Annotated in this window: 6 protein-coding genes; 4 read left to right on the top strand and 2 right to left on the bottom strand. The window is 63.2% G+C overall.

What is annotated here, in order from left to right; all coding sequences use genetic code 11:
* Positions 1–19: 19 nt before the first annotated feature.
* Positions 20–2,710, bottom strand: coding sequence for an AAA family ATPase (locus L2Y28_RS24175; RefSeq protein WP_088903430.1), 2,691 nt, complete (start codon positions 2,708–2,710; stop codon positions 20–22).
* 440 nt (positions 2,711–3,150) lie between these two features.
* Positions 3,151–3,708 (bottom strand): TetR/AcrR family transcriptional regulator, encoded by a 558-nt coding sequence (locus L2Y28_RS24170; RefSeq protein ID WP_088903444.1) that lies wholly within the window; start codon positions 3,706–3,708, stop codon positions 3,151–3,153.
* A gap of 45 nt (positions 3,709–3,753) precedes the next feature.
* On the opposite strand from L2Y28_RS24170, the gene L2Y28_RS24165 reads away from it, so the two are divergent.
* The 4 genes from L2Y28_RS24165 (at position 3,754) to L2Y28_RS24150 (ending at position 10,793) form a co-directional block, all read left to right on the top strand.
* Positions 3,754–4,728, top strand: a complete 975-nt coding sequence (locus L2Y28_RS24165) for an IS5 family transposase (protein ID WP_088903445.1) — start codon at positions 3,754–3,756, stop codon at positions 4,726–4,728.
* A gap of 313 nt (positions 4,729–5,041) precedes the next feature.
* A complete protein-coding gene (locus L2Y28_RS24160; RefSeq protein WP_088903431.1) occupies positions 5,042–6,205 on the top strand; it encodes a multidrug efflux RND transporter periplasmic adaptor subunit TMexC2 in 1,164 nt (387 codons plus the stop codon).
* Positions 6,206–6,220: 15 nt separating this feature from the next.
* Positions 6,221–9,355, top strand: coding sequence for a multidrug efflux RND transporter permease subunit TMexD2 (locus L2Y28_RS24155; protein WP_027591160.1), 3,135 nt, complete (start codon positions 6,221–6,223; stop codon positions 9,353–9,355).
* A gap of 4 nt (positions 9,356–9,359) precedes the next feature.
* Positions 9,360–10,793, top strand: a complete 1,434-nt coding sequence (locus L2Y28_RS24150; RefSeq protein WP_088903432.1) for a multidrug efflux transporter outer membrane subunit TOprJ2 — start codon at positions 9,360–9,362, stop codon at positions 10,791–10,793.
* Positions 10,794–10,860: the final 67 nt, after the last annotated feature.

The raw sequence follows: 10,860 nt of genomic DNA, 5'->3' as shown, positions 1-10,860 counted from the left end.
CCCGGCATGAAACGTCGGGCTAGCCGCCGAAGAGCTTCTTGCGTTGCGCGGTCCGCTCCCGGCGTAGATTCTCGTAGGCAGTTCGGCGTTTAGTCGCGTTTTTGATTAATTCCAGGACCTGGGCGATATCGCCGAGCAACTCCTCACGCGCGGGAAGCGGTAGTTGGCGCTCGCCTGGGGTGTCGTGGGCCTCGGTAGCTTCGCAGGCCCGCGCATACACTGCCAGCAACTGCTCCCACTCCTCTGCGGGGTGGCCAATGACAGCACCAAATGCTTCTACGCTCACCACATCGCTGAACGGCTGGACGGTATTGTTCAAAAAAACCTCGCGTATGGCGCGCTCGACAGTGCCTCGGAGGCTTGAGTATCCCGATGCGATTTGCCGCTCAAGCTCATCATCCGGGTCGCTGCCGACCGGAACGTTCAGTGCTTTCGCACGACTTTCGAGATCGGCCAGGCGGGCCTTGGTGTCCATCGTCGTCCACGTCAGCCCCTCGCTCACTAGTCCCGGCGACTCGTCCCAACCGATGGTCTTGTAGCTGGCCGAGCGATCAGCGCGCTGAAGCGCCATCGCGAGCTCGGTCAGGAACACCGCATCATGGGTGAACACCAGCACTTGGCGGGTCTCAGCCAGCGCTACCAAACGCCGAGCTATGGCCCGACGATATACGTGATCCAGCGACGTAGACGGATCGTCGAAAATAACGGTCGAAGTATGTGGCAGGGATTCGAGCTCGGCGAGGAACATAGCCATCCCCAACGCGCGCTGCTCGCCCTCTGACAGCACCTTGGAGGCTTTCGCCGTGATTTCCTGCAGGCGCAGCGTGACCTTGGTCACCCCCAGCTCTGTGCGCCCGCTCAGGTCGGGTTGCACCCGTCGCTTATAGCCCAGGGCTTTCAACTCAGCATTCATAGAAGCGGCCAGAGCCTCGGTCACATGCGTCGCCGCCAGGGACGTCAGTTTGCGTGACACTGCCGCTGGGTTGAGGGCGGCATGGCAGCGGCTCAATGTGGCATGGACCTGACTGTCCTGAACAAAGCGCTCCACCGCGCCAAGCTGGTTGGCGAGGCGTTGTCGGGCTTCTAGCTCTGCCAGTTCTTGGGTCAGCGCCAAGCGTAGAGCGGGATCGGCAGAGGTCCGCAGGGTATTGGCGTCGACTCGGAGCGAAGCAGCTTTGGCGGCGAAGAGACTATCGAGGTTTGCTTCGATAGGAAGCGGTTCTGACTCGGGGGACCAGTTTCCAGTTTGCAGGGCTTGGCTAACCCAAGTATGCCGGGCGGTCCAGACCGATGCCGCTGCGGTGATGGCAGCGTGTAGGTCGGGCAGTCGCTCCTCCACGTCAGCCCGTGTTGGCACATCCAGAACGTTTAGATCGACAGCCTGCACCTTCCCTAGAGCGTTCATGCGCGCAAGCGTGGCGGCTTGCGCATCCGCCGTGGCGCTGTCGGCGACAAATGCCGCGAAACGCCGCATGCGCTCCGAGGCATCCGTTGAATAAGGTTGCTGGCAGAGTACGCAGTAAGCGTCCGGTTCCAGGTGCGGGAAGGGATGTTCAGGGTATGCCGTCTGCTGAGAGAAAGCCTCAGCGGCTCGGTACATCGTTTGCCAGAGTTCAGCTCCTGTGCCTTCCAGCAGCGTGGCGGTGGGTGAGGACGTTACCGGCAACTCCATGGCGTTCAGTGTGTCTCGATCCTGAAGACGCGCTTGCGCCAGTTGCATGGCGAGATGCGCGTTTTTTTCCGTTGTAATCAGTTCCTTTGCCCGTGCTATGGCACGATCATTCACCCAGCGCTGGACTTCCTCGGCTCGACGCTGCGCCTGGTCCAAGCGTGTCGCCAAACGTTCCAAGGCCAGCGCCTGCGGCACAGGATCGCTTTCCAGTAATGTCCGCTTCAGAAACTCCAGTCGCCGGAGTTCATCGTCACCGACCGTCCCTAATCGAGCAAGCACGGCGCGGTCCGAGTCCCCACCTAATTTGGCGATGTAGCGGCCGACTTCGGTGTCACCCTTCAGCGGTTCGAATTGCCGGGTATCCAGAGCCAAGGCATTGCGTTCGGTCCCAATCCGTGCCTGTAAATCACGCTGAAGTAGGACCAGGCGCGTCAGATGAGTGAGTCCGTAGGGCTGAAATGCAGGGGTCCCTTCCGCGTCGATGTAGTCATTGGCACAGGCCGCGTCGTAGACCGAGACCGAACTCAAATGCAAATGGGCCGGCCCGTTCTGGACCCAACGTGCGGTTTCCGGAGTGCCATCCACCAAAATGGCGAAATCTGCTGATGGCAGTCTAGCTGGGGTTGCCGCCCCAAAAGCGTCGGGCAGGACCTCCACCCGATGCCGAGCGTTGCAGGCATTCTTGAAGACGCGGGCGTAGCCGGATTTGCCGGCGCCGTTATGACCAAAGAAAATGGTCATGCCCTCCGGTGCGAGGTCAAAGGCACGACCGGACGGGAAGCCGTTTACCTGGTCTAGCCCCGAGACACCCACCAACCGCACGGTTGCGCCACTTCCGGCGCCTGGTACGTCGTCCAGCGTGAATGGCCGTGCTCCCCCCGTGGTTGCGTCTTCCCGTTCTTGCTCGCGAACCATTCGCAGAATGGTCTCGATGTCATCTTGGGTTAGTTCGGCCCGGGCAAATATCCGGCGCAGTGCTTCCTGCTGCCAGGGTCTGAGTCCGCCGGCCCACCCAATAATCTCGTCCAACAATGGCATATCCGTCTCCTTTCCAGATCCGCCGATTAAAGGCCGCGCCCAGTTGGATGGCAAGTGGCCAGCGCCTTCGAGGTGCTTCGCCGTGTTCCGTTTGCCTGCCTTCCTGACCGCCACCCTAGTGGCTTGTCCGGTCGTGACGCTACACGGGCAGAATTTCTGCATGCTGGCCAGTATCAAGCCGCTCTAAAGTCCGCTACCGGAAAGCGCTGTTTAGCGGTGAGAGACGGGGAAAGTGCGGAAGCTACTACCGACGCAAGCGATGTGGTGAGCAGTCCTCAGGTATGTGCGAAATTGCACTCCTCTTGACCACCAATTTGGGTTGGCGTTGACCACGGATTGCGTTCAACTTGACCAGGGCGTGTCACTGTCACGACCGTCAGAGAACGGCCAAAAACGGACACCGCCAACCCGTTGGAAAAAAAACTGAGCGTTGCTTTCCGTTAAGTTTGGTAGTTGCAAGCCCCGTTCAGGAAGAATTGCTCGATCAACGCCGCCATACCTGCGCGTGCGATACGGCCGCGGCGCTCGGCGTCTACCAGGCCGAAGATCAAGGAGGAGAAGATTTCGGTAAGCGCCGGGGCACCGATATCGATACGGAATACGCCCAGTTTTTGCCCGCGGAGAAAGAACTCGTCCAGCGTTTCCGAGTAAGGCAGCCATCGGCAGCCGCCTGCATCTAAATCAAACGTGTCCGGGCGCCACTGGAATGAGAGGAATACCAACAACTCCCTGTGAATCAAATGGCCTTCGATCAGACGATGCAATGCGTCCAAGGGCGCCGCCTCAAGATCGGCATCGGCAATGACCCTATAAATAACCACCGAACCATGATTCAGAAGCATCTCGATCAGGTTGTCGCGGGTGCCGCAAAACCTGTTGAGCGTCGCCTTGCTGACCCCCGCTGCCTGGGCTATTTCTTTGAACGTGGCTCGCGGGTGGTCAACGATGGCGATCGCCAGGGCCTTCAGCAATTTCTCATCGGCAGCAGTTAAGGCAATGCTGATCAAGGTCCACCGTTGTCGCTTCTCAAACGTTATCCGCAGATGAAGCAGCAGACCCTGGCAATGGCCGCAGATCAAAACAACGGATTCGAGCAGTCGCGCAAGCCCACCCGACGTGAAGAGTTCTTGCGGACCATGGAGACAATAGTGCCTTGGGCCGCCCTGTGCCAGGTGATAGAGCCGCACTACCCCAAGGCCGGCAACGGCCGCCCGCCCATTGGCCTAGAGCGCATGCTGCGCATCCATTTCCTGCAGCACTGGTTCAACCTGGCCGATCTGGCGTGCGAGGAGGCTCTGTATGACAGTGCCAGTCTGCGCCGCTTTGCGGGCATTGACCTGGGTCGTGAACGGGTGCCCGATGCCACCACGCTGCTGAAGTTTCGCAAACTGCTCCATGAGCACAAACTGGGCGAAGCCCTGTTTGCCAAGGTAGGCCAGCAATTGCAGGAGCGCGGCTTGAAGGTCAATACCGGCACCATCGTGGATGCCACCATCATCGCCGCGCCCAGTTCTACCAAGAACGCCGACAAGGCGCGCGACCCCGACATGCACCAGACCCGCAAAGGCCAGCAATGGTATTTCGGCATGAAGCTGCACATTGGGGTGGACAGCCAAAGCGGGCTGGCGCACAGCGCCGTGGTGACGGCGGCCAACGTGCACGACAAACACCCACTGCCCGATCTGCTGCATGGCAATGAGCGACGCGTGTACGGCGACTCGGCCTATGCCAGCCAGAAAACACTGATAGCGAGCAAAGCCCCCAGGGCCAAGGACTTCACCAACCAGCGCACCCGCCGTGCGGGCGAGGTGGACGAAGTTCAGCGGGCCAAGAACCGCAACAAGTCACGGGTGCGCGCTCGGGTCGAGCATGTCTTTGCGGTGGTAAAGCGCCTGTGGGGATTCACCAAGGTGCGCTATCGCGGGCTGCAAAAGAACGCCACGCGTGCGTTCACGGCCTTGGCGCTGGCCAACATCTACCTTGCCCGAGGGCGCCTGCAGGGACAGGTGCGCCCGTAAGGGTCCGAAAGGGGCTCAAAGGCTCCCGAAACAGGCCCTGTGGGGCAAAGCACAGTATCTTTGCGGGCCATTTGGCATTCAAATGGCTGTGCGATGGATATGACGTTACTTGTTCAGCATTGCCTTAAATCCATCGGTCACTCTTTATCTATCGCGGGCAGATGCGGGTATTTTGCCTAGAACACTCATTTTTCTCAAAGAGGATACTAGCTTTGTTCACACCAAAATCAAATGAGTCAATATTGACTTATTTGATTTTTGCGTGGATCATGCGCGGCTTCGACTACGTACTGGCTTCGCGCTTGGGTGAGATATGAACAAATTCCGCGAATGGATCACTTTTTCCGTGATCTCCTATTTGATCGCCGTGACCCTGGTTGGCTGCGACAAGCCCGAAGAGCAACGGGAAGAGGCGCCAGCGCGTGAAGTCGATGTGCTCAGCGTGAAGACCGAGCCCTTCACAGTGTTCGCCGAGCTACCAGGGCGCATCGAGCCGGTGCGTGTCGCCGAGGTGCGCGCGCGGGTGGCGGGGATCGTGCTCAAGCGCACCTTCGAGGAAGGGGCCGACGTGAAGGCCGGTGACGTGCTGTTCCAGATCGACCCTGCGCCGTTCAAGGCGGCCCTGTCGCGGGCGGAAGGTGAACTGGCTCGCGCCGAGGCGCAGCTGTTCCAGGCTCAGGCGATGGTTCGCCGTTACGAACCACTGGTGAAGATCGACGCCGTCAGCCAGCAGGATTTCGACAACGCCATGGCCGCTCTGCAGAGCGCCCAGGCCGACAAGCGCTCGGCCCAGGCCAATGTCGAAACTGCCCGCCTGGACCTGGGTTATGCCGAGGTTCGCGCCCCCATCGCCGGGCGTATCGGTCGCGCCCAGGTCACCGAAGGGGCTCTGGTAGGCCAGGGCGAAGCCACGCTGCTGGCACGTATCCAGCAACTCGATCCGGTGTACGCCGACTTCACCCAGCCTGCTGCCGATGCCCTGCGCCTGCGCGCGGCAATCGCCGAGGGCAAGGTTGCCGGTGCGAGCGACCAGCCGCTGTCGCTGCGTGTCGACGGTACCGATATCGAGCGCAAGGGCACGCTGCTGTTCACCGATATCTCGGTGGATCGCAGCACCGGGCAGATCGCCCTGCGAGGCCAGTTCGACAACCCCGAGGGCGTGCTGCTGCCGGGTATGTACGTGCGTGTGCGCACACCGCAAGGGCTCGACCAGAACGCCATCCTGGTGCCGCAACGTGCCGTGCAGCGTTCGGCTGACGGCCAGGCCAGCGTGATGCTGCTGGGGGAGGGCGATACCGTCGAGGCGCGCCAGGTCACCACCGGTGCCATGCAGGGCTCGCGCTGGCAAATCAGCGAGGGCCTGCAGGTCGGCGACAAGGTGATCACCAGCTCGCTGGCGGCTATCCGTCCGGGCGCCAAGGTCATCCCCCGCGAGCAAGATGCCGCCGAAGCCGCTCCACAGTCCCAGGTGCAGTAAGCCGGAGAACCTCTCATGTCCCTGTTTTTCATCCGGCGCCCCAATTTCGCCTGGGTAGTCGCCCTGTTCATCTCGCTGGGTGGCCTGCTGGCCATCCCGTTCCTGCCGGTGGCGCAGTACCCCAACGTGGCGCCGCCGCAGATCACCGTGACCGCCACCTATCCCGGCGCTTCGGCGCAGGTGCTCACCGACTCGGTGACCAGCGTCATCGAGGAAGAACTCAACGGCGCCAAGAACCTGCTGTACTTCGAGTCCACCAGCAACGCCAACGGCATCGCCGAGATCACCGTCACCTTCCAGCCAGGGACCGACCCCGAACTGGCCCAGGTTGACGTGCAGAACCGTCTGAAGAAGGCCGAGGCACGCATGCCGCAGGCCGTGCTGACGCTCGGCATCCAGACCGAGCAGGCCACCGCCGGCTTCCTGCTGATCTATGCGCTGAGCTACACCGATGGCGACAAGGACGCCAACGTCACGGCGCTGGCCGATTACGCCGCGCGCAACATCAACAACGAAATCCGTCGCGTGAACGGCGTCGGCAAGCTGCAGTTCTTCGCCTCCGAGGCGGCCATGCGCGTGTGGATCGATCCGCAGAAGCTGGTCGGCTACGGCCTATCCATCGATGACGTGAACAACGCCATCCGCGCGCAGAACGTGCAGGTGCCGGCCGGTGCCTTCGGCAGCACGCCGGGTTCCAGCGAGCAGGAGCTGACGGCGACCCTGGCGGTCAAGGGTACCCTGGACAACCCGCAGGAATTCGCCGCCATCGTGCTGCGTGCCAACCAGGACGGCTCGCGCCTGACCCTGGGCGACGTGGCGCGCATCGAGGTCGGCAGCCAGGACTACAACTTCGGCTCGCGCCAGGACGGCAAGCCCGCCGTTGCCGCCGCCGTGCAGCTGTCGCCCGGTGCCAACGCGATCCAGACCGCCGAGGCGGTCAAGCAGCGTCTGACCGAGCTGTCGGCCAACTTCCCGGACAACGTCGAGTTCTCCGTGCCGTACGACACCTCGCGCTTCGTCGACGTGGCGATCGACAAGGTCATCATGACCCTCATCGAGGCCATGGTGCTGGTGTTCCTGGTGATGTTCCTGTTCCTGCAGAACGTGCGCTACACCCTGATCCCGTCCATCGTCGTGCCGGTGTGTCTGCTCGGTACGCTGACCTTCATGTACCTGCTTGGCTTCTCGGTGAACATGATGACCATGTTCGGCATGGTGCTGGCCATCGGCATCCTGGTGGACGACGCCATCGTGGTGGTGGAGAACGTCGAGCGGATCATGGCCGAGGAAGGCCTGGCGCCGGTGCCGGCGACCATCAAGGCGATGGGGCAGGTGTCCGGGGCGATCATCGGTATCACCCTGGTGCTGTCGGCGGTGTTCCTGCCGCTGGCCTTCATGGCCGGCTCGGTGGGGGTGATCTACCAGCAGTTCTCGCTGTCGCTGGCGGTGTCGATCCTGTTCTCGGGCTTCCTCGCGCTGACCTTCACCCCGGCGCTGTGCGCCACGCTGCTCAAACCGATCCCCGAAGGCCATCACGAGAAGACCGGTTTCTTCGGCTGGTTCAACCGCAAGTTCACCGCCCTGACCGGCCGCTACACCAAACTCAACGGCAAGCTGGTGCCGCGCGCCGGGCGGGTGATGTTCATCTACCTGGGCGTGGTGGTGCTGATGGGTTTCTTCTACCTGCGCCTGCCGGAATCCTTCGTGCCGGTGGAAGACCAGGGCTACATGATCGTCGACATCCAGTTGCCGCCAGGCGCCACCCGTGAGCGCACCTCGGCCACGGGTGAGGAGCTGGAAGAGTTTCTGATGGCCCGCGAGGCCGTGCAGACGTCCTTCCTGGTCCTCGGCTTCAGCTTCTCCGGCATGGGTGAGAACGCGGCCATTGCCTTCCCGCTGCTCAAGGACTGGTCCGAGCGAGATTCTTCGCAGTCGCCGGAAGCCGAGTCGGCTGCGGTCAACCAGCACTTCGCCAACCTCGATGACGGCGCGATCATGGCGGTGCCGCCACCGCCGGTCGAAGGCCTGGGCAACTCGGGTGGTTTCGCCCTGCGCCTGCAGGACCGCGCCGGCCTTGGCCGCGATGCCCTGTTGGCAGCGCGCGATGAAGTGCTGGGCAAGGTCAACGGCAATCCGAAGTTCCTCTACGCCATGATGGAAGGTCTGGCCGAGGCGCCGCAGCTGCGCCTGGTGATCGACCGTGAGCAGGCGCGCACGCTGGGAGTCAGCTTCGAAGCGATCAGCAGCGCGCTGTCCACTGCGTTCGGCTCGTCGGTGATCAACGACTTCGCCAACGCCGGCCGCCAGCAGCGCGTGGTGGTACAGGCCGAACAGGCCGAGCGCATGACACCGGAAAGCGTCCTGCGCCTGCATGTGCCCAACGACAGCGGCAGCCTGGTACCGCTGAGTGCTTTCGTCACCACGAGCTGGGAAGAAGGCCCGGTGCAGGTCGCGCGTTACAACGGTTACCCGTCGATCCGCATTGCCGGTGACGCCGCGCCCGGCGTGAGCACTGGCGAGGCGATGCTCGAACTGGAGCGCATCGCTGCCGAGCTGCCCGAAGGTATCGGTTACGAGTGGACCGGGCTGTCGTATCAGGAGCGGGTCGCCAGCGGGCAGGCGACGATGCTGTTCGCCCTGGCCATCACCGTGGTGTTCCTGCTGCTGGTGGCGCTCTACGAGAGCTGGGCGATCCCGCTGACGGTGATGCTGATCGTGCCGGTCGGCGCACTCGGCGCGGTACTGGCGGTGACTGCTATCGGCCTGCCCAACGACGTGTACTTCAAGGTCGGCCTGATCACCGTGATCGGCCTGGCGGCGAAGAACGCCATTCTCATCGTCGAGTTCGCCAAGGACCTGTGGGAAGACGGCTACTCGCTGCGCGATGCTGCTGTCGAAGCCGCGCGCCTGCGTTTCCGCCCGATCATCATGACCTCCATGGCGTTCATGCTCGGCGTGGTGCCGCTGGCCATCGCCACTGGCGCCGGCGCTGCGAGCCAGCGCGCACTGGGCACCGGGGTGCTGGGCGGGATGCTCAGCGCGACCATGCTCGGGGTGATCTTCGTGCCGATCTTCTTCGTCTGGGTGCTGTCGCTGCTGCGCACCAAACCTCAGCAAACCGACAACCATCCCCTGCATAAAGCGGAGTAATGCGATGACCTCTCACTTCATGCTCCGTCGCGCTCTGCTGCCCCTGGCCATCGCCGCCCTGGCGGGTTGTTCGCTGGCCCCGACCTACGAGCGCCCGCAGGCACCGGTCGCGTCGCACTGGCAAGCCGCCGACGCGGAGGGCACCCGTGCCCAGGCGCTGGACTGGCAGACCTTCATCGTCGATGCCGACTTGCGCCGCGCGGTGGATACGGCGCTGAGCAACAACCGCAGCCTGCGCCAGGCGCTGCTGGATATCGAAGCTGCGCGTGCCCAGTACCGCATCCAGCGTGCTGATCGCCTGCCTTCGATCAACGCCAATGCCAGCGGCAACCGCCAGCGCCTGCCTGCCGATCTGTCGCAGACCGGGCGCTCGGAAGTGACCAGCAACTATCAGGTCGGCCTCGGCCTCGCGGAGTACGAAGTCGACCTGTTCGGCCGCGTGCGCAACCTCTCCGAGGCCGCGCTGGAGACCTACCTGGCGACCGAGGAGGCGACCCGTGCCACGCAGATCAGCCTGGTTGCCGAGGTCATCCAGGCCTACCTGACCCGCGATGGTGCGCTACGCCGCATGGCCCTGGTCGAACAAACCCTGGACAGCCGCATGGCCTCGCTGGAGCTGGTCAGCCAGCGCCGTGCAGCGGGGGCCGCCACCGCCCTGGATTACCAGGAAGCGGTCGGCCTTGCCGAACAGGCTAGGGCCGAGCGCGAGAGCACCGAACGCCAGTTACGCCAGGCGGACAACGCCCTGGTCCTGTTGCTCGGCACGCCAGATGCCGCTCGCCTGCTGCCCGCGACGCCCCGCGACGACCTGATGGTGCTGCAGGACATCGCCCCCGGCACCAGCTCGGAACTGATCGAACGGCGCCCGGACATTCTCGCCAGCGAGCACCGCCTCAAGGCGCGCAATGCCGATATCGGTGCAGCTCGCGCCGCGTTCTTTCCCCGGATCAGCCTGACCGGTTCGGTGGGCAGCTCCAGTGCCGAGTTGTCCGGATTGTTCGATGGCGGCTCGCGGGCCTGGAGCTTTGCCCCGACGCTGTCGCTGCCGATCTTCGCCGGTGGCCGCAACCGCGCCAACCTGGACCTCGCCGAAGTGCGCCAGGACGCGGCGGTGGCCGACTACGAAGGCACCATCCAGACCGCCTTCCGCGAAGTGGCCGATGCCCTGGCCGCCACCGACACCCTGCGCCGCGAGGAGGCTGCCCGCCAGGCTCTGGCCGGTTCCAGCGAGGCTGCGATGGCCCTGGCTAAGGCGCGTTACGAGGGCGGCGTGGACGACTACCTGCGTTATCTTGACGCCCAGCGCAGCACCTTTAGCAACCAGACCACACTAATTCAAATCAGCACGGAACGGCAGATTGCGCTGGTTGACCTGTTCAGGTCTCTGGGCGGTGGCTGGGGCCAAACTGAACCGATGGCCGGGATCGGCGCTGAGTGAGCAAAGCCAGGAGTCCTGCATCCGAAGACCGGACTCTGGCTCCATCACCGGTGAGCTACTGGTCATC

Source organism: Enterobacter sp. JH25, assembly GCF_021725435.1.
GTDB lineage: Bacteria > Pseudomonadota > Gammaproteobacteria > Enterobacterales > Enterobacteriaceae > Enterobacter > Enterobacter intestinihominis.
This window is presented reverse-complemented; position numbering and strand designations above follow the sequence as displayed.